This is a genomic window from Pseudomonas sp. Pso3, assembly GCF_055393275.1.
Genome location: NZ_AP043687.1, coordinates 4,718,681 through 4,738,131 on the forward strand (window position 1 = coordinate 4,718,681; position 19,451 = coordinate 4,738,131).

Sequence of the window (19,451 nt, forward strand, 5' to 3'; positions counted from 1 at the left end):
GCCCTACTCCTCGATCAGCGAGCGAGCCATCGCATTGCGCGCTGGCTTGAGCAGGTATTGCAGCATGGTGCGGGACCCGGTGTTGATCAGCACGTCGGCCGGCATGCCCGCGACCAGTTCGCGATGGCCCAGATCCTTACGACCCTGGTCGGTCAGCTTCACCCGGCCCAGGTAATAGGGCGTACCGTCACGCTCATTGGTGATGCGGTCGGCCGACACATAGATCAACTCGCCCTCGATGATGGGCGTGGTGGCATTGCTGAAGGCACTGAAGCGCACTTCCGCTTTGGTCCCCAACTCCACCCGGTCGATATCCTTGGGTTCGATGTGCACCTCGACGATGAGCTTGGCGGCATCCGGCACGATATCGAGCAGAGTGGTGCCTGACTGAACGACGCCCCCGATGGTATGCACCGCCAGGTTCATCACCATCCCGCTGACCGGTGCCTTGACCTCGGTCCGGTTGTACTTGTCCTGCAAGGCACCCACCCGTTCACGGGCCTCATAGATCCGCGACTGAGCATCGGCCAGCCGACCAGCCACGTCCGATTTGAATTTCTGGGTGGCCTGCAGGATCTGCAGACGAGTCTCGCCGATCTGAACCTTGGCCCGCGCGATGGAAGAACGGCTATCGGCAATCTCCGCCTGCAAACGGGAGAGGTTGCGCTCCTGATCGCGAAGGCGTTCGTTACTGACGAAGCCTTCCTTCAGCAGCCCGGTGAGGTCCTTGATCTCGCTGGCATAAGATTTGGCCAGGCTCTCCTTGCTGACGATGACGTCGTTGTAGCCACGGATCTGCTGTTCGAGTTCAGCGGCACGATTCTTCAGGACGTCGATCTCACCACGGCGAGCATCCCGCCCGGCCAGGAAGATCTGCCGCTCACTGGCCCTGGCCTCCTGGACACGCTTGTCCGCGGTTGGAAAGTCGCTCGCGCCAAAGGTGATGTCATTGGCATCGTCGCGCTCGGCGATCAGCCGTGCCTCTTGCGCCTGGGCGGCAATCAGCTGACCACGGGTCGCCTCCAGTTCCGAACCCGCCTGGGTGCTGTCCAGCACGATCAGCACGTCCCCGGCCTTCACTTCATCGCCGTCATGTACGCGCACTTCACGGACGATACCGCCTTCAAGATGCTGGACTGATTTGCGGTAGCTATCTACGGCCACTACGCCAGTAGCGACAGCGGCACTGTTTAGCGGCGCCAGAGCTGCCCAACCGCCGCCAACTCCAAATACCACGAAGAGAATAATAAAGCCCAGTCGACGCACAGGGGCATCGTTGACCTTCAGGCCTGCGGCCTCGGCTTCCAAGTAGACATCTTTCATACAGAGGCTCCTCCTGCACTACCGGGTTTGGGAGGCAAAGGAGTAACCGAGGCAGGATTAGCTACCGGCTGGGGCGCCCCAGACTGCTGAGCCTTGAGTTGGGCGAGCACCTGATCACGGGCTCCAGACATCACGATCTGGCCTTCGCTCAGCACCAAGAGGTTATCCACATAGGCCAGGGCGCTTACCCTGTGGGTAATGATGAAAAGCGTAGTGCCCTTCTGCTTGAGCTTGATCAAGGCTTCGCCTAGTGCTCGCTCACCCGCATCGTCAAGATTCGAATTGGGCTCATCGAGGATCACCAGCTTGGGATCGCCATAAATGGCACGTGCAAGACCTATCCGCTGCCGCTGCCCACCGGACAACGCACCGCCATGGGCACCAATTACGGTGTCGTAGCCCTGGGGTAGACGCAGAATCATCTCGTGAACGCCTGCAACTTGTGCGGCCTCTACGACCTTGGTGGCGTCCACTTCTCCGAAGCGGGCAATGTTGTCGGCGATAGAGCCTTCGAACAGTTCGATGTCCTGAGGTAGATAACCAAGGTGCGACCCCACGGCAGCGCGATCCAGATGGAACATGTCGGCTCCATCCAGCCGCACCTTGCCACTTTGAGCAGGCCAGATGCCAAGGAGGGCGCGGGCTAGGGTCGATTTACCCGCAGCACTAGCCCCTAGTACGCCTACTGAAGCTCCAGGTGGTGCACGAAAGCTGATGCCCTTGATGACCGGTGAGTGAGCACCGGGCGGGGTGACAATGATCTGTTCTACGGAAAGATCACCTTTCGGAACAGGTAGAGGCATCCGCTCTGGATCTGCTGGTATTTGCTGGAGCACGTCATTCAGACGAGCATATTGCCCGCGGGCAGCAACGAAGCCACGCCAATTTCCAATCATTTGATCGATAGGTGCCAAGGCTCGACCGACAAGAATGGAAGCAGCGGTCATCAACCCAGGGGTAATTTCGTTATTTATGACCAAATAGGCGCCCAAACCGAGCACAAATGATTGAAGCAGCATCCTCCAAGTACGAGAAGCATTTGAAATAGCCCCCCCTTTCTCGCTGGCCTGAGCCTGTAGAGAAAGCACCTTGTATCCCCGAACTTTCCAACGCCGTAGCAGACTGGGCAGCATGCCCATAGAGTTGATCACTTCGGCATTGCGCAGACTTGCACTCATCATCCCCAGAGCTGCACCGTTTTCGCGATTCGCTTCGAGCAACTGTTTACTGGTTGCCCACTCGTTAGCGAAGGCGAAAATCACTGCTACCACTGCACCTATAACCGTTAACCATCCAAACCATGGATGGAAGTAAAACATAAGCCCTACATATATCGGAATCCAAGGAACATCAAAAAACGCAAACAAACCGCTACCAGTGAGGAACTGCCTCAAACCAGCGAGATCACTCATTGGCTGTGCAGAAATGCCTACACCGCTGGTATACAAAGACTGCTTGAAGCTTGCGTTGAAAACGCGCTCGCTTAACAAAAGATCCAACCTTGTAGAAATGCGGATCATTATCCGGGAGCGAATCCATTCCAGCGCTCCATATACCGACATTAAAAATACGACAATAAGTGTCAGCATGATCAAAGTTGTAACACTTCGACTACTAACTACACGATCATAAACCTCGAGCATGTAGAACGAAGGGACTAGCAAAAGCAAATTTACAAACAAGCTAAAAAAGCCAACATAAAAGAAGCTGGTCTTCGAAGAAAACAACGCCTTCTCTAATTCCGTTTTGTTTTTCCTGATCATTACACACCAAATAAGCTAAGCACTATCCCTATCTAAACGATAAGCTTTATGCTAGACAAGAAGACAGTTTACTGACCACATGAGAAAACATAAAATCATCAAATGGATCATTAAATCCTATTGCACCAACATCACTTCGAGCAAAAAAATCGACAACTGTTACCCTGGCAAATTTTTTGGCGACCTCAAAATATGGAAGAGATGCAGCAATATTTCTGTGTAGATTGAAAACTATAGCACGGCAAGCTTTTCTTTGAAGCGCATTATCTAAACGAGAAATTTCTTCACCCGAAGGATTCCGACCTAAATATATTAGCCTAGCATCCGAATTATTTAGAGCCAACCTAAATCTTTCAATACACCGCACAAAATAGGCATAATCTTTTTCAATCAATGGATCATGATGATTGAAAACAAACTTTACACCAAAATTTTCCAGATAAAATTGATGATCACACAAGTTAGCATCTTTTTCTGACCTTTGATCAGCCCCCACAGAACGATAGTAGCTTCCATCTAAAAAAGTTGAAAAATCATCCTCAACACAGTGTGAAACCATATCTAAACTTGAAAAAATCCAATCAAACGGAGTAGAGCACTTTCTTTGATTAAATTTTTTCAAGATACTCGCAGTTGCACAATGGTCACCAATGCTGAAATAGCTATAGCTACTATTGTGCAATGTCGACGCAAGGCCGACTAAGAAGTCATTGATTACATATTTTCGATACTCTTCACTCCTGGCAAAGTCTCCCGCAACTTCGGCTAATCGTTTTGCGTCCAGTGGATCCTGAATCGATAGCATATTACTACTGAAGCCTGATTCATCAGGCTCTCTATTTAAAACGCTCAAATACAACTGAGAAATAAAATCTTTTTTAAAGTCATTTCCAGTCATAGATTCACCTTAAGAGCAATAGGGCAACAGTAACTGAGAAACTTCATTATACTGTCGGCGGAGGTCACTTTTTAATTCATCTGAAAACACTAAAGGCGTAAGACTCAGCCACTTCTCAGATGCAATATAAGTCAACAACTCATTGTTCGTCCCTGACCAATAAGAGTTAAAAAAACCTCCTTCACACAAAAAGTCCTTTATCTTCTTTGATCCGTATCCAATTATAGGAACACCTGCCTTAATAGCTGCCGCGCAACCATGAAACCTCATACTTATCAAAGCAGCACTATCTAATATAAGAGAATATAAATCTTCAGTTGTAGTGCAAATTATGCAGCCAGGAAACTCTTCGATAACAGACGATTCTAAAGGATGATGAGGCTCCAAAAAAATGACTCTAAAGCACTCTTTGTTAGCCGCAGAATAAAGTCTTGAGATACCGTCAATGAATTCTTGATGAGATTCATTTAACGGATACCTCAAAACTATATCCAAGCGTTCTTTCCTATTGACTTGAACTGATGAGTTCTGAATGCAGTAATAGATCACGGGATCGCAAAGCTTAGTCACGCCGCACTTGTATTTACTTAATGCCAGCACGGACTCTTCATCTCTTGCAGTAGCAACACAAGATCCGCGCAAAAGTGCGTCGTATGCGAAATTAAAACTCTCATCGCCCGTATGTTCAGTGCTAGCTCCTACCGACATCAAAGCATAAGGCGTTTTTGTAGCAATCAAAGCATCGATCCAACGAATATCAGCTAAAGGGAAATGCTCAACACCAAAAAGCCCGCCCCCACCAATTAAAATCAGCTGAAAAGAAGCTAAAAAATCAAGATCACAAATTGCCTCGCGAGGTAATTTTTTACCCTTGAAGCTATAATCACCTACGGCTTGCCAAGACACGGAATATATTTGATCAAAATCAAATCCGAGGGTTGATACATAGTTAGCCAAAAATTGAGCTTGGTCGCTATCTCCGAGATTTCCATTCCCATAAGCACCAAACAAAAGGACACCTTTTCTTAAAGGAACTTTATCACCAAGCGAGGCCACTTGATTATCAATACGGTCAACAAGTCTCTGTCTATATAGCCTCTCAAAAAACTCGTCAGCGGCCAAAAAATCTTCGACATTAGACAACAAACTTTTCGAAGCCAACTTTTCATCTATCACATGTTGACTTTCTGGCGGCCTTTTTAAAAAAAGATCATAGAGCAAAAATATATCAGCCTCATTAGGTTTCATTTCCCACTTTTTTGTCGAGAGAAGATTACCAAATATTCCCAGAGCTTCTTCAGATCCCAAAACACTGATGCGGGCCAGGTCAAAGCTCATATTCATAAGCTGGTCAATAGCCTGCTCGTTTTCAGGCTCACGACCTAAAATGCACCTATAAAGATAAATGGCATCTTCTCTCGACAATTTCATCAAAAGCTCCTGACATCCGGTCGACTTACCTTAGTAACCTTACCGAACGACTCTACATATTCGAGCCGAGATAATAAATCGTCGTTCTCGCAAATCATAATAGAAATCAAGCCAATTCCTATTATTCTCGAGTCGGCTTTATTGCTCTCCAAGCTCAAGTCGGTCATTTTATGATTGATAAATTCAATACACAGAAAATTTCCGTGCGACTTCGGAGCAACAAACTTAAAAACCTCTTTACCTCTAGAGAATGCTGTCTGAGCGAATTCTCGACCATTTAACCGAACGCTGAAATTAGTACTTTCAGAAGGCCTCGTACATTGAATATAAACAGCTAAATCTTTTTCGGTAGGGTTTATCGGTACATTCAATGCTACCTTTTTTTGCAAACTCCAAATACCCCAATCCTCAAGAGCTCCCCAACCCTGACCTGAGCGAAAAACACTGCTATCCAAAATATACTTGTCAAAATACAGCTTCGAGTTCTTCCGAAAACTATATACAGAACCGAACTCCGCCACTACCAAATCCTTAGGAGATATAGCAGCTGAAGATGCAATGTCCTTTAAGGGGTTTAGAATAGCCAATGCGACATCAAGCCAAGTTTTCCTTTTAAATTCGGAAATGACTAATGCTTCTTTCTCCTGCAAAAAGTCTTCTTCAAGCAGAGACTTAAATTTATTAATATAATCAGATTTATTACCTGACTCGAAGTAGACAGCAAGCTCACCTCCTGCTTCGGTGAGCGAGGTGTTATCCGCAACCAATGGGACTTTACCACAAGCCAAACTTTCACTGACTGGTAATCCCCACCCTTCATAGTAAGAGTTATAGGTTGTAAATCGGCAGGCTTTATAAAGCACAGCCAACTCTGAATCGCCGATATTGGAAAGAACGCGTACTTTGCGCTGAAGTATCTCGCTGTTTCCAAGCCTAGACATCGCAGCTTCATTCAGCCAGCCAATCTTGCCGACGCAAACCAGATTAGGAACATTGTCAATTCCTAGGCCTCTTACCATCTCAAGCCAAGCATCGAAAACAAATAGATGATTTTTTCGACTTTCAATAGTACCCACGAAAAGAACAAAGGGCTTTTCCAAAATTTCCATAATTACGTCGGAACACACTATGTTTTTTTCTTGTGTTTGCTCCAAAAAAATAGGAATCGCATCTAGCGTGCAGACGTGAGGCGATATTTTACGTCCATGTACTTGTAGCGCCAGAGCGCTCAAATCGGAAGCTGTTTGTTTGGAATTTGCCAAAAAGTCATCGGCATACAAGATGACGTTATGAATCCAAGATATGAAATCTTTTACCAAACCCTCTGAGCAATGCTCAGGCACCTTCAACGGAATAATATCATGGATATAAGGAACGTATTTTATATTATATTTTCGCTTGGCCTCTGCCACAGTCGAAAAATAACTAGGAATCCACCAAGATGTCCCTAGATTCACCACCACGGCTCCTTTTTCGAAAGAAGCCTCCTTTATCCGCATCAAATAATTTTCTAATTTATTCAGGATGGCTCGCCAAGCGGGATCATCCACATCAGATGAAGTGCCTGCCAATACGGTCATTTCTTTGAACAGTTCTTTCGGAATCGACTTCCAATTAGCGCCATCTGCCTGCATGGAAATTATCGAAACTTTCGAATCCTCGATAAGAGCACTCACAACCTCGATTTGAACTCGCTGAATTCCCGTTGGCGCTCTATTGTGCTGGAAGTATTGGACAAGATCACTGATATCAAAGCAGACACCGGACAAAGGCGCTCCGGAGCTTCCAACAGCAAACTCAAGCGATCCGCCGTTCAAAATATAACCTGAGTTTTTTTCTACAATGTCAATTCGACCAGACAGCTGATTAGAAGGAATAGGCAATTCAAAGCCGTATGATCCAGACCCTATATTACTATCTTTCAAATCCTGACGAAATATGGTTGCCTCTACATTGGCTAAGATCTGTCCATTTTTCTTCGCCACTACTATGCAGGAAGACTCCAAATCGCTTCTATTTACCAACCAACCGGTGACCTTGCCAGCCGAATAACCATCGACATGTCCATAGTACTTATTGCTCATAATTAACCCCCATAGCTAAATTATTAAAGATAAATTCCAGGCGCTTCTTATAGCGCTCTTTACATTGACTCAACGAAAACGGCAGCTCGCCGACGCTGGTGTCTTTCTTAACACCCTCGAAGAACAAATCCTTCATCTTTTGTGCAGCATCAAGCACATCAACCTCAGCCCAGCGCCCAAGAGCATAGGCATATTCACCCTCTTTTACCGGCTCAAAGGTATGACGAGGAAATATAGTATTTTCAGAGTTACAAAACTCCATATTGCCAGAATGACCTGTCGCGATGACGTGCAATCCTAGCTGTAGCGCTTCCGCAACGTTTCTTCCATAACCTTCAGCTCGGTGAAATGATAAAAAGCAGTCACAACTCCTGTAAAGCTGGCACAGGCGTCCCTTAGTGAACGTCTCTTCTATTATGAAGATTCTTTTGTCGCTACTAGCAGCCGACTTTACGTCCTCCCACATTTGATCAAACACTTTTGGAGCATGGACCTTTATGACCAACCCAACTTCGCCTGGAGAGTATAAAGACGGAGGAAAAGCTGCCCAAAAGGCTTCCAAGCAAGACTTGGGATTTTTCCGATAGGATGATGAGCCCAGATCGAATACAAAAACAAATAAAAATGCCGTACTTGGGAGACCAAAATCGTCACGAGATACTTTCTTATATTCGGGAATTGTCACGGCCAAAGGCATTATCATGACAGGCTTCTTTGAAGTATGGGCTACTGCATCGTAGATATATCTAGATGACACCCAAATCTCGTCAACGAGATCGATATACTTCAACCATGCCACTGGCCAGGCTTCAAGCTCCCATGGCCAATAGCCCACATTATAGTGACCTGAAAAAGTATCTTTTTCGGAAGACACCAATTGTCTGGCTGTTTCTGGAGCGGTCATGCAAAAAATGTTGACCGCCAATGACGGATCGTAAGCGTCTGGCTCAGAGTACTCATTAAAATCCTGCGGATGGTTTGGGCCAGGATCGAAATTTACTCCGGCAACAGAAATACCGGACTCCTTGAGCGCTTTATAGGTGGTTCGAAAATCCTCACCTATACCTGAAGCACCATATGCATAGCCAAACACATTCACGCCCTTTCTTTTAGGGCCGACGCATTTTTCTTCTTTTTTGGCCTCGTACAACCAGCCGAAGTCGTACTCCTTCAGCAAGTGATGGGAAAACCACAGAAGAAGCTCCGCCCTGCGGCTTGGCAAAGGAAAGACATCCTGAAGATCACGCCTTGAGGCGTATACGACTTCCTCGAGATGCGTCAACCCGCAAGGCTCTGGCTTTTTTTCTAAAAGCTTTCTTTTGAGGCTATTGCTACGCTTTAGCGATGGGTACTCGTTGACACCATTGAATACTAGCCATGCCAAAAATTCTGTAGACCATTCACTGTGAACGACTGCGAACGTATCTATCAGATCGGGACGGATGTCAAAGAGTAGCGTGACCGGGTCCATATCTTTAGTCTGCATCAGACGCCTTACGACCAGTGCTCACTCCGCTATAAGTACCCAAGGCCCAATCGGCGTTCAGGGAAGGGCTGTAGCAGAAATCAAACTGGTATTTGATTCCCCATCGATCCAGCAGCAACTGCTGCTCTCTCTTGGATCGCGCGGCCTTGTCCGCCGAGGAGTCCTTCCCCCGGCTCGCCGATTCCGCATGAATCAACTCAGCGAATGGCGTCCAGAGAATCTTCAGGCCGAGCTCATTGATGCGCAGGCACATGTCCACGTCGTTGAAGGCGACGGGGTGCCGGACCTCGTCCATCCCTTCGATCTGCAGATAGAGATCACGCCGCAGGATCAGGCAGGCGGTAGTACAGGCGCTCTGGCGGCGGACAAGGTGGTTGAAGCCCAGGTAGCCCGGATCGTTGCGCATCCAGTTGTTGCCCGTGTGGGCAGCCAGGCCGTTGATGCCGATGACGACGCCGGCGTGCTGGACCATGTCGTTCTTCCACAACAGCTTGGCGCCTACCGCGCCAATGTCGGGGCGTACGGCCAGGCTCAGCATTTCCTTGAGCCAGTCGGGATGCAGGATCTCGATGTCGTTGTTGATGAGCCCTATGTATTCGCCCGTGGCGAATTCGATACCGACATTGTTCAGGGTGGCGTAGTTGAAGGGATAGGGATGCGGCAGGATGCGAACGCCGCGCCCCTTGAGTTCGTCGAAGTAGGCGAGCGTTTCGGGATCGCTGGTCTGGTTGTCGACGATGATGAGTTCCAGGTCCGGGTAGTCGGTCTGGGTCAGCAGGCCTTCCATGCAGGCATGCAGGAGCTGGTAGGCATCCCGGGTGGGGATGATCAGGCTGACCTTGGGCAGACGCTCGGGCAGTGGCCAGTGGGTGCGTAGCGTACCGGGCAATTTGGACTGACGGCTCAGACGGGTACCCGGACGCAGCTTGTCCACCAGCCAGGTCAGGCGCTCCAGGCGCTGCGGCTTGCCGGCATCGCAGCCGGCCGGCGTAGCGGGACTGTTGGCACTGCGATGGCTGAGCACCTGGGTCACGCGAGCAACGCCCAGCCTGTCTTGCTCCGTGGCCAGGATAAGGGCGGCGAGCACCCCTTCCTGATCGCGTGGCAGCTCGGGCGCTGCGTTCAGCAATCGGACGGCGCGCTGGATGATGTCGCGGCCAAACAGGGCACCGGCGGTAAAGAGATCGGCGCCCAGGTAGAGGTCCAGATCCCAGCTCGGTTTGAACCAGGGGTTGCTACGCTGGCCATCCGCTGCGTCCTGATCGCTATCGGCGAAGGCCCAGGCCACTTGCTTGCCTGCCTCCTTCGGTTGCAGCGCCAGCGCCAGTTGGTCGAGGGCGTGGGGCAGCAGACGACTATCCAGTGGCTGGAGCAGCACGGCGTCGGCCCCCTCCTCCAGCAGCAGCTGCAAGGAGGTGGATACGTCAGCGGGGTCGGCAACAGCCTGGGCGAAGGGCCGCAGGCGTTGTTGACTCAGGCTGTCCAGGCACGCCTGCCGCTCGGTTTCACCGGCTTCGCCATGGAGCAGAACGGCGATCCTGCGACCCGTCACGGCTTGTGGGTACTCAGGGGCGCGCTGGTAGTGAGCGAACCACTCTGGGTAATGGCCGAAGCCGGCACTACGCGGACAGCGCTGGTCGTAATCGCGCGCCAGGCGAATGAGCAGGTCGCGGGGTGCCGGGTCGGCCTGCTCCGGCCAATGGGCGGCCACCAGGGCGCCGAGTCCTTCGGCGTGGCAACAGACGGTGATGGGGCTGCCGTGCAGCGGTCGGCCTTGATCGTCTTCGATATGCACCTCGCGGCGCTCGCCGTCGCCGAACTGCCAGGGCAGCTCCAGGCTATAGCCATGATCGGCATCGGCGCGATAGATGAGTGCCGGATGGTGCAGATCCGCCAGGCAACGGGCGACGATCTGATCGCCCAGGCGCGCCCGTACCTCGACGTGACGTCCCGGGGTGGTGTCATCCCAGATCCAACCCGCTACGACAAGGCCACCGCCGTACCAGACCTGACTACCCGGCACCTGGGACTCGCCCTTGACAGGCTTCTCGTTGGGTAGCTCCAAGGGCTCGCCGATCCAGGGGCCCTCGTTGGCCAACCGAACGGCGATACGCCGAGCCCCGCTGAGCCAGGCCGGTTGCAACTGGAGGGCGAAGCCATGAAAGCCGTCACCAGCCAGCGGATCGTGCTGATAGGTGTCCGCACGTACCAAGGCCACGCACGCCCCATCGATGACGACTTCCAGCGCCAGACGCAGATCGGGCTGGGCAGGATCGAAGGCCCAGCCCTCGAGCACGTTGCCGTGAAGACCCTGGATCTGGCCTTGCACGGTGACCAGGGCGGGAGCTTTGGAGAGTTCAGTCATGGAGAAACCTGTCGGGAAGGGCGTCGCCTAGCAGGGCATTCAGGGGCGCGGGCAGCAGACCGAGGGGATGGGCGCCCACTTCGGTCGCGACCACCCCTGCGGGTGCATAAAGGGGCAAGGCGGTATGCCGGGCAATTTGAGGTGCGAACCAGGCACTGGCTGGTGCGGCCTCGAGACTCAAGACCAGGGTACAGCCGGCCAAGGCAGGTATCCGGGACCGGGCGATACCAGGTAACTCGATCAGGGGGCTGACATTGCCACTGGCGACCAGGCTCCTTTCCCAGGGCGTGCGCTCTAGGAGCAGGAAGCGACAGGCCAGGCCTTGCCGCCGGCTCAGACGAACCAGCTGCAACCACGCCTGGGCCAGTCGTGGATCCGCGAGGGAATCAGCGATCAGGATATTGCCCAGGCGCGGGGTCGGTGGCTGGTCGAGCGACGCAAAAGACGCGCTCGCCGCAACGGGGACCTGGGGATTGCTCATCAGCAGCGCGGTGGCCAGCGCGGCGAAGGTCACGCGCTGCTCGCTAGCTGCCTCGCGAAAGCCAGTGGCTGGGAAGCCGGTATCGGCGGCCGGATCGATCAGGCGATAGGGCACGTCGAGCCGCGCGGGCAGGGTCTGCAGCAATGCAGGACAGCGCTCGGGCTGAATGTAATCCAAGGCGCTAGGCCGCAACCGTTGCAGGTCCGTGATCAGCTGCTCCATTTCCAGGGGTAGACGGTAGTCAAGGAGCACCGGCAGCCCCTGGCCGTGAACCCGCAGGCTGACTCCCAGCTCGGCATCCGTCTGCCGAAAGGCGAGGACAAAGGCAGGTTCGTCGCCACCCAGCGCTGCGAGAAGATCGAGCCGGTCGGCCGCGATGATCGTCGCGCGGGTGTTGGCCGACGCCAGTTGGGCGCCGAGCTCAGGGAGTCGCTCGCGCTGGAGCCGCTGGCGATAGGGCTTGAGCGGATCGTGACGATAGAAACGCTCGAAGGCACGTTCCGCGCCGGGGTAACGCTGGCGCAGGATGGCGTTGTTGAAGGCTACCCGCTCGAGCTTTTCCGCACCGAAGGAAACGCCGCCGCGGTGCGCGACGAAGACCCGCTGCGCCGCCACGTGCCGCCAGCCCTGGGCCTTGGCCCTGAGGCACCAATCGGTTTCCTCGCCATAACCGCGCTTGAGCTGGATCTCGTCGAGCAGGCCGACCTGCTCCAGAGCGCGACGCTTGATATAGAAGCAGAAGCCACAACCTACTTCGATCTCGGGCGGTGCCGAGAGATCGCTGGCCGCCTGGCGATGCAGGGCACGCTGTTCGTCCAGCGTGGGCATGACGTGGCTCTTGCGGCTTTCCGGGAAGCTGAGCAGCTCGCCGTTGTTGCTGAAAGGTGTCGCGGTGGCTACCTCGGCTGCGGAGTAGGCCGCTTCACGCAGCCTGTCCAGCCAGTCATCGCAGACGCGCGCGTCGGCGTTCAGCCATACCACGTCGCGCGCACGATGCAGGGCCATGCCCCGATTCATGTTGCGGATGAAGCCCAGGTTGGCCGGGCTGCGATGGAGTTCGATCCGGCCCGCCTCGGCCAATTCGCGCAGCGCCTGGCTCAGCTCGGGCTCGGGGCTTTCGTCGTCCAGTACCACCACGTTCATCGGGGTCTGGTTGGCGTCCAGGCTATCGAGCACGCCCTGGATACAGGCGAGCGATGCCTCGCGCCCCCGGAAAATGGGAATGAGCACATCCACGACGGGGTCGATGGATTCCACCGGCGCTTCAACCGGAATGGGCCGTAGCGCTTCGACGGCCGCCAGCGGACTGCCCAGAACCTCGCTGCCATCCGCCCAGCACAGGCGCACACGGCCGAGCGGAGCAGGCAGACGGAGGCGAATGCCACCATGACGCCCGCCATTGATCGACTTGGCCAGTAACGGACTGGGTAGGTTGGCGACGATGGTCTGTTGACGATCACCCAGTTTCAACGTGAGTTTGACCGGCGTTTGTGGATGCCGGGTATCCAGCACCCAGCCACGGATTTCCTGGGTGGCCGGATCGAACTCGACGTGTCCCCAACGCCGAGGCGGTAGCTGCTGCAACAGCACGGCGAGTTCGTCGGCGCTGTTGACGTAGGGCAGTTGCTCGACCAGTCGCGCCGGTTTGACGCCAGGTAGCGCGATGAGTGCACGCAAGCGTAATAGCCGAACCGCAGGGGTATTACGGGCAGGATTGGCCGGGTCGGCGAGAAAGTCGTAGGCGGCTTGGGACTCGCCCTTTTGCAGGAGCACGTGGGCGAGCAATGCTGCCGTTTCGCCCTGCCGTGCCAGGCTGGCGTTGGCGTTGGCTTCGGCCAGGGTCAGGAAAGCCTGATCCAGCGCGCCTCTGTTGAGCGCCGCAAGACCGGCGGAGACCAGCGCTACCGGGCGCTGATCGGGAATCTGGAGTGCCAGCTCGAGACGACGTTGAGCCTCGTCTGACTGTCCGGCCTGGAGCAGAGCCTGATAGTGCTCCATGAGTGTCGATTGGCTCATGGGCAGCGGTCTCCGCGAAAAGCCAGGTGGATCAGAAGGCTACTGGTTTGAAAAAGACTTCCGGCCCTAGGGCCGGAAGTCTTGTCTCAGGTCAACGAAACGCCGTTAGACCTGGCCGGTGACCAAGATGACGCTGGTGTCGTGAGTCTGAGCCTCCGCGGAACCCACGATGCCGATAGCGACATCGGCGCGGGTGCCACCGGTAGCCAGCAACTGGGCCCAGGTGACCAAACCTTCGGCGTCAGCGGTACGGTCCAGAACGTTGCTGTACAAACTCTGGATGTACTGGGCATCGCTCAAGTTACCCAGGCTGGCGAATTCGGCAGAACCGAGGAAGCCGTTAGCGATGGCCTTGAGATCACCGCCGTTGCCAGCGAACGCCTCAGTCCAAGCCTGAGCACCACTGGCATCGGCGTTGCGATTGAACAGACCTTCGTACAGCCGCAGAACAGTCGCTTCGGACTGCGACGACGCAATAGCGACAGAGCTGGTGCCCGAAGTATCCGTCACGAACTGCACGTTGCTGAGCGTCACGGTACCCGTGCTGCTGGTCAGTACCACCGAGTTGCTGGTCGAGGTCACGGTGTAATCCGCCAGGCTTCCACTGACCCTGACCACATCGTAGCCGGTACCAGCGTCCACGATGTCGTTGCCATTTCCGGTATAGATCAGGTCGGCGCCGGCACCAGTGCTGACGGTGTTGTTGCCACCATTGAGGATGACGACATCATTACCACCAGCAGTCGTGATCTTGTCATTACCCGCGCCAGCATCCACCAGGGTGTTGACGTTATCGGTCACGGCAATGATGTCATTGCCCGAGCCGCTGATGATCGCGCGATTGATACCACTGGCATCGACGGTGGCCTGAGTGGTGACGGCGTTGCCCACGGTGAAGGTGACGTTGGCGGCCGAGTTGATCAGGAACACCGAGGCGTTGGCCAAGGTCGGGCCAACCGGAATGTTAACGTCGGTACCAGCAGCACCAGCCACATCCAGGGAGACGAATTCAGGAGTCTGCAGAGCGCCAGTGACCGGGTCGACGGTCAGGCTCAGCGACTTGCCGTTGTAGCCAGCGGCAGTGACGGTGGAGTTGGACACGTCCAGGTCCAGGAGGTCGGCAATGACGCTCTTGGTGGTGACGTTCAGCGAAGTGGCGGCCAGAGCAGTAGTGAAAGCAGCGGACGTAATGGCGGCATCGTATTGCATGAAAAGAATCTCCTAGGTCGCGCGTCAGGTGGTGACTTGCGCGTAATGAAGCGGGATTTGGGTGAGATCTTCCCTGGGAGACTGGTAGCGGGCAGCGTTCATCTCGATGCGGGGGGTGATCGATACATGTAGAGCGACGAGCTTGGCCTGCCCCTGTTGGGCAGTAACTTCCTGGCCGTCCACGAGGTCTTGCGGATCACATCCGGCAAAGACCGCCTGGGCATCCAGAACGTATTCGGCGCGGCGTGGCCCGACCAGGGCCATGGCCACCGCAGTGATGGGCGCGCGCTTGCCGCGCGAGCCGGAGAAATTGCCGCTGAGCACAGCGGGCTGCAAGACATCGGCGACCTTGCAGCTGTAGGCGATATCCACACCCTGGGGCTTGTTCGGCCAGATGATGGCGAAACCTTCGAGGCGGGCTTCCTGTTCGGTATTGCCCACCCACTCGTGGGCCGTGACGTCCCCTTTGGCCTGAACATGACCGAGGAGCTCGAGCAGCAGGGGGCTGCCATGCCGCTCGGCCCGCGCTGCCGCTTCCAGCGCCTGGCTCGCGACGACGGGAGCCTGCTGCTGTTCGGGACGAATGATGTCGACGGAGGTATCGATCCGATCGACGCGCAGGTCGACCTTGCGTACCGGCAGATCGGCACGCTGATATTCGGTGATGAGCAGGGTGCCGGCGCCGTTCTTGACGCGCACGATCAGGGTGTCACCCAGACGGGAGAGGGTATTGCGGACGACGGTTTCGCCTGGAAAGAAATCGACCGAGCTCTTGCCGATGGGGGCAGGCTGCAGGCTGATGAGGCAGGGCTGCTCGGCGTTGTCCTGGGAGGCATATCTGAGGATATACATCCCGGGCTCGAGAGTGAGCAGCCGAGTCTTGAAGGTGAAGGGTGAATCGTCCATGTGATCCATTGCGCCCGTGACCGATATCCTTAAAAGTCCCGGATGCGCACACCCGAGCCTTGGTCAAGTGCCAACACTATCACACTTTAACTGTGACGATGCCAGCTTCTTGACGAGGTCAGGATAGAAGAATTTCGTCGAATCTCAATCGAAAATCGTAATACCAGTCTACCGTTCGGCAAGAAAGTTCAATCGCTTTGATAGCAAATTGCCACATAAAAGGCAGACTACTGCCCAATTTGGCCATTCCTATCATGCTGCGTTAAACCTGCATACTAGACACCTGTGCTAGGGTGCGTACTTTTTGGGCCAGCCTCGCTCATGCGCATTTTGCATGTCTTCAAGACGTATCTACCCGATACCCATGGTGGGATCGAACATGTCATTCGCCAGATGTGTCTGGCGACAAGAAGCTTCGGGATCGAGCATCGGGTCCTGACGCTGAGCAAGCATCCCGACCCCGAACGGCTCGAGGTGGACGGCATACCCGTCCGCCGGGTGAAGCAGGACCTCGACCTCGCCTCGACCGGACTTTCCCTGGCTGCCTTCCGCGCCTTCGCCGAGGAAAGCCGCGCTGTCGACCTGGTGCATTTTCACTTCCCCTGGCCGTTCATGGACGTCCTGCAACTGGTGATACGGCCAGGCAAGCCCTATGTGGTCAGCTACCACTCGGACATCGTCAAGCAGCGCCATCTGCTCAAGCTCTATTCACCGCTGATGCACGGCTTCCTGGGCAAGGCGTCTCGCGTGATAGCGGCAACCGAGCCCTATCGCCGGTCCAGCCCTACCCTGCAACGCCTGGGTAGCAAGGTAAGGGTGATTCCCTATGGCCTGGATCCAGCCAGCTATCCCGAGGCGGATCCACGGCGCGTGGCGAGCTGGCGCGAGCGTCTCGGCCCCCGCTATCTGCTGTTCGTGGGGGTATTGCGCTACTACAAGGGGCTGCACCTGCTACTCGAAGCGCTTCAGGGGCTCGACTATCCGCTGGCCATCGTCGGCGACGGACCGGAAGGCGAAGCCCTTCACGCGCAGTGCGAGCAGTTGGGTCTGAAGAACTGCCATTTCCTGGGACGTCAGAGCGAAGCAGACCTGGCAGCGCTTTATGCCGGCTGCGAAAGCTTCGTCTTCCCGTCGCACCTGCGCTCCGAGGCCTTTGGCATGGCGCTATTGGAAGCGGCCATGTACGGCAAGCCCATGCTCAGTTGCGAGATCGGCTCGGGCATGAGCGAGATCAATCTCGACGGCGAGACCGGGATCGGCGTACCGCCCGAGCCTGCTGCCCTGCGTGCGGGGTTGATCACGCTCTGGCAGGATGCCGACCTACGGACCCGCTATGGCCAGGCCGCTCGGGCGCGCTTCGACACGCACTTTCGCAGCGAGATCATGGCTGCCGAACTGATCGGGGTCTATCGCGAAGCCCTTGGTTGAACCGGATCGCCTAACGTCCTATCAGGGCTAGGCGATAGACCTCGAGCGTTCGGGCGGCACAGGCGTCCCAGGTGTAGCCGCGAGCGCGTCGCTCGCCGTCGTCGACCCGCTGCTGAACGCCCAGGGGATCGTCCAGAACCTGCTGCATCGCCTGGGCGATAGCCCCAGGCTCACGCGGGTCGGCCTGCAAAGCCGCCTCACCCACGACTTCTGGCAGCGACGTGGTGTTGGAGCAGATCACCGGGCAACGCGCGGCGAAAGCCTCGATCGCTGGCAAACCAAAACCTTCGAACAACGACATGAATACCAGCGCCGCCGCACTCTGCAGAAGGGCGATCACCTCGTTCTGCGGTAGATACTCCAACCACTTCCCTTCGCCTCTGGCCTCCAGCGCGCGTAACTCGGCGACCAGCGCCTCGGCACGCCAACCATTGCGGCCAACGACTACCAGCGGATGGCGTTTACGCAGTACTTCCGGCAATCGAGCATGGGCCGCAAGAACGGCGGTGAGATTCTTGCGTGGTTGCAGCGTTCCAACAAATAGAAAGAAGCCAGGCTCCAGGCCATGTCGCGTCAGCACCTCCAGCCGCGCGGCCGTGGATTGCCGGCTGAAATAACGCGCATCTACGCCCAAGGGGGTTACGTGAACCCGGTCCTCGGGAAGTTTCAGGATTCGGATGATATCCAACCGACTGCTTTCGGAGATGGTGATGACCTGATCAGCCCAGCGGACGCTCCGGTTGAACAGGCTGCTCTTCAATGCACGCAACCTGGGAGTGACCCACTCAGGATGCAGTTGCGGAATCAGATCCATGACGGTAGCGACCAGGGGTATGTCTTTCAGTCGCGGGATATGATGATCCAGCGCGTGAAAAACCTCGACCTCCGCCGCCAGTCGGCGGCTGATGCTACGATCCGCGCCCAGCAGCGCGCTTCGAAGTACCAGACCGGGGAAGCTCTTGGCCAGTCCTACGGGTGTTCCGCAGGCCAATGACTGCGGCTCACCATCGAGGACATACGAGCTTATGCGCAGCTCAGGACAACGTGACAGCGCCTGCCAGAGCGCCTCACTGTAGATGCCGATGCCGTCAAGATGTCCCAAGGCGGTCCCGCGAGACCAGACGGTAGTGCCCAGGCCGAGTCTCACGTCCGTCGAGCACCGCTGCCCATGGCTCCGAAAAGGTCGCTCAGGGTTTGCTGGAGCGGTATCAGATCCCGTGGACCGACGATTCCTCTCAGGCGAGCATCGTCTCCTCGCAACACGGGAATTTCATTGGCACGGACGAACGCCGGATTCACACGCACCTCGATCGCATAACCCGCGATCTGCTCAGCCATCTGGATGACGGTACGTAGCGCAGTAGCCTGCCCGGAGCAAACGTTGACCGGACTGGAACGGTGAGTGCTATCCAGCAGACCGATATAGGCCTGAACCAGATCACGGACATCGGAGAAGTCTCGACTCACATCCAGATTGCCTAGTTCTATTACCCGTTCACCGCGGGCGAAATGCCCCACGATCTTGGGAATCAGGAAGCGCTCATCCTGCCCCGGCCCGGTGTAGTTAAATGGCCGGGTGATGACGATGGGCAAGCGGTCATACCAGGTAGCGACCATGTGCTCCATGGCCAGCTTGCTGCAGGCGTAATGGTTGACGGGCGCCGGGCAAACAGATTCGTCGATCACCTCGATACCAGGCGTGCCATAGATGTTGGCACTACTGGCAATCAGCACTCGCTGGGGTTGCCGCTCGAGCGAACCCAGTGCCTCCAGCAGGTTCAAGGTGCCGAACAGGTTCACCCGGTAAAAGGCCTCCTGATCGGCATGACCAACGAAGGCCAGCGCCGCCAGATGGATGACCCAATCCGGCTGCGCCTGCGCCACGGCGGCAGCGACGGCCGCCTTGTCGGTGAGATCGCATGCCAAGGTGACATCCGCATCGGTAGAGCCGCTACCAAGTCCGATGACCTTGAAGTCTCGGGCCTTGAGTGCATGGATCAGATAGCGTCCGGTAAAACCCGATGCGCCTGTGACCAGAGCGGTTGGCATGCCTATCCCCTT

General features: G+C 55.2%; 14 protein-coding genes. 2 read left to right on the top strand and 12 right to left on the bottom strand.

Annotation, left to right across the window (positions count from 1 at the left end):
- Positions 1-3: 3 nt before the first annotated feature.
- The 8 genes from ACZ5R1_RS22160 to ACZ5R1_RS22195 are packed head-to-tail and all read right to left on the bottom strand — an operon-like array spanning position 4 to position 13,616.
- A complete protein-coding gene (locus tag ACZ5R1_RS22160; protein WP_464712694.1) occupies positions 4-1,323 on the bottom strand; it encodes an HlyD family type I secretion periplasmic adaptor subunit in 1,320 nt (439 codons plus the stop codon).
- Entirely contained in the window at positions 1,320-3,086 is a 1,767-nt protein-coding gene (locus ACZ5R1_RS22165) for a type I secretion system permease/ATPase (RefSeq protein WP_464712695.1), read from the bottom strand. The genes ACZ5R1_RS22160 and ACZ5R1_RS22165 overlap by 4 nt, the downstream gene beginning before the upstream one ends.
- A gap of 46 nt (positions 3,087-3,132) precedes the next feature.
- Positions 3,133-3,984 carry a DUF1796 family putative cysteine peptidase gene (locus tag ACZ5R1_RS22170; protein ID WP_464712696.1) on the bottom strand — a complete coding sequence of 284 codons (852 nt, stop codon included), beginning with the start codon at positions 3,982-3,984 and terminating at the stop codon, positions 3,133-3,135.
- Positions 3,985-3,993: 9 nt separating this feature from the next.
- A complete protein-coding gene (locus ACZ5R1_RS22175) occupies positions 3,994-5,415 on the bottom strand; it encodes a polysaccharide pyruvyl transferase family protein (RefSeq protein ID WP_464712697.1) in 1,422 nt (473 codons plus the stop codon).
- Positions 5,415-7,499 carry a glycosyltransferase family 4 protein gene (locus ACZ5R1_RS22180; RefSeq protein ID WP_464712698.1) on the bottom strand — a complete coding sequence of 695 codons (2,085 nt, stop codon included), beginning with the start codon at positions 7,497-7,499 and terminating at the stop codon, positions 5,415-5,417. The genes ACZ5R1_RS22175 and ACZ5R1_RS22180 overlap by 1 nt, the downstream gene beginning before the upstream one ends.
- Positions 7,489-8,985: a glycosyltransferase family protein gene (locus tag ACZ5R1_RS22185; RefSeq protein ID WP_464712699.1), complete on the bottom strand. Its 1,497-nt coding sequence runs from the start codon at positions 8,983-8,985 to the stop codon at positions 7,489-7,491. The genes ACZ5R1_RS22180 and ACZ5R1_RS22185 overlap by 11 nt, the downstream gene beginning before the upstream one ends.
- Positions 8,975-11,350 carry a glycosyltransferase family 2 protein gene (locus ACZ5R1_RS22190; RefSeq protein WP_464712700.1) on the bottom strand — a complete coding sequence of 792 codons (2,376 nt, stop codon included), beginning with the start codon at positions 11,348-11,350 and terminating at the stop codon, positions 8,975-8,977. Before ACZ5R1_RS22190 ends, ACZ5R1_RS22185 begins: the two co-directional genes overlap by 11 nt.
- Entirely contained in the window at positions 11,343-13,616 is a 2,274-nt protein-coding gene (locus ACZ5R1_RS22195) for a glycosyltransferase family 2 protein (RefSeq protein WP_464712701.1), read from the bottom strand. The genes ACZ5R1_RS22190 and ACZ5R1_RS22195 overlap by 8 nt, the downstream gene beginning before the upstream one ends.
- Between ACZ5R1_RS22195 and ACZ5R1_RS22200 the strand changes: the two genes are divergently transcribed.
- Positions 13,605-13,793 carry a hypothetical protein gene (locus tag ACZ5R1_RS22200; protein ID WP_464712702.1) on the top strand — a complete coding sequence of 63 codons (189 nt, stop codon included), beginning with the start codon at positions 13,605-13,607 and terminating at the stop codon, positions 13,791-13,793. The genes ACZ5R1_RS22195 and ACZ5R1_RS22200 overlap by 12 nt on opposite strands.
- A 159-nt stretch (positions 13,794-13,952) precedes the next feature.
- Here ACZ5R1_RS22200 and ACZ5R1_RS22205 read toward each other — a convergent pair whose 3' ends face one another.
- On the bottom strand, positions 13,953-15,056 hold the full coding sequence (locus ACZ5R1_RS22205; RefSeq protein WP_308708753.1) for a DUF4214 domain-containing protein: 1,104 nt from the start codon (positions 15,054-15,056) through the stop codon (positions 13,953-13,955).
- A gap of 24 nt (positions 15,057-15,080) precedes the next feature.
- Positions 15,081-15,962 (bottom strand): cell wall-binding repeat 2 family protein, encoded by an 882-nt coding sequence (locus tag ACZ5R1_RS22210; RefSeq protein ID WP_464712703.1) that lies wholly within the window; start codon positions 15,960-15,962, stop codon positions 15,081-15,083.
- Between the two features lie 321 nt (positions 15,963-16,283).
- Here ACZ5R1_RS22210 and ACZ5R1_RS22215 point away from each other — a divergent pair, with 321 nt between their 5' ends.
- Entirely contained in the window at positions 16,284-17,390 is a 1,107-nt protein-coding gene (locus ACZ5R1_RS22215; protein WP_464712704.1) for a glycosyltransferase, read from the top strand.
- A gap of 10 nt (positions 17,391-17,400) precedes the next feature.
- Here the strand turns inward: ACZ5R1_RS22215 and ACZ5R1_RS22220 are convergent, their stop codons facing one another.
- Together ACZ5R1_RS22220 and ACZ5R1_RS22225 are read right to left on the bottom strand one after the other, a co-directional pair.
- On the bottom strand, positions 17,401-18,537 hold the full coding sequence (locus ACZ5R1_RS22220; RefSeq protein ID WP_464712705.1) for a glycosyltransferase family 4 protein: 1,137 nt from the start codon (positions 18,535-18,537) through the stop codon (positions 17,401-17,403).
- On the bottom strand, positions 18,534-19,439 hold the full coding sequence (locus ACZ5R1_RS22225) for an NAD-dependent epimerase/dehydratase family protein (protein WP_464712706.1): 906 nt from the start codon (positions 19,437-19,439) through the stop codon (positions 18,534-18,536). Before ACZ5R1_RS22225 ends, ACZ5R1_RS22220 begins: the two co-directional genes overlap by 4 nt.
- Positions 19,440-19,451 lie beyond the last annotated feature (12 nt).

Bases quoted from the DNA above. Each gene is read 5' to 3' on its own strand.
- ACZ5R1_RS22160 (WP_464712694.1), bottom strand. From the start codon at position 1,323: ATGAAAGATGTCTACTTGGAAGCCGAGGCCGCAGGCCTGAAGGTCAAC.
- ACZ5R1_RS22165 (WP_464712695.1), bottom strand. From the start codon at position 3,086: ATGATCAGGAAAAACAAAACGGAATTAGAGAAGGCGTTGTTTTCTTCG.
- ACZ5R1_RS22170 (WP_464712696.1), bottom strand. From the start codon at position 3,984: ATGACTGGAAATGACTTTAAAAAAGATTTTATTTCTCAGTTGTATTTG.
- ACZ5R1_RS22175 (WP_464712697.1), bottom strand. From the start codon at position 5,415: ATGAAATTGTCGAGAGAAGATGCCATTTATCTTTATAGGTGCATTTTA.
- ACZ5R1_RS22180 (WP_464712698.1), bottom strand. From the start codon at position 7,499: ATGAGCAATAAGTACTATGGACATGTCGATGGTTATTCGGCTGGCAAG.
- ACZ5R1_RS22185 (WP_464712699.1), bottom strand. From the start codon at position 8,985: ATGCAGACTAAAGATATGGACCCGGTCACGCTACTCTTTGACATCCGT.
- ACZ5R1_RS22190 (WP_464712700.1), bottom strand. From the start codon at position 11,350: ATGACTGAACTCTCCAAAGCTCCCGCCCTGGTCACCGTGCAAGGCCAG.
- ACZ5R1_RS22205 (WP_308708753.1), bottom strand. From the start codon at position 15,056: ATGCAATACGATGCCGCCATTACGTCCGCTGCTTTCACTACTGCTCTG.
- ACZ5R1_RS22210 (WP_464712703.1), bottom strand. From the start codon at position 15,962: ATGGACGATTCACCCTTCACCTTCAAGACTCGGCTGCTCACTCTCGAG.
- ACZ5R1_RS22215 (WP_464712704.1), top strand. From the start codon at position 16,284: ATGCGCATTTTGCATGTCTTCAAGACGTATCTACCCGATACCCATGGT.
- ACZ5R1_RS22225 (WP_464712706.1), bottom strand. From the start codon at position 19,439: ATGCCAACCGCTCTGGTCACAGGCGCATCGGGTTTTACCGGACGCTAT.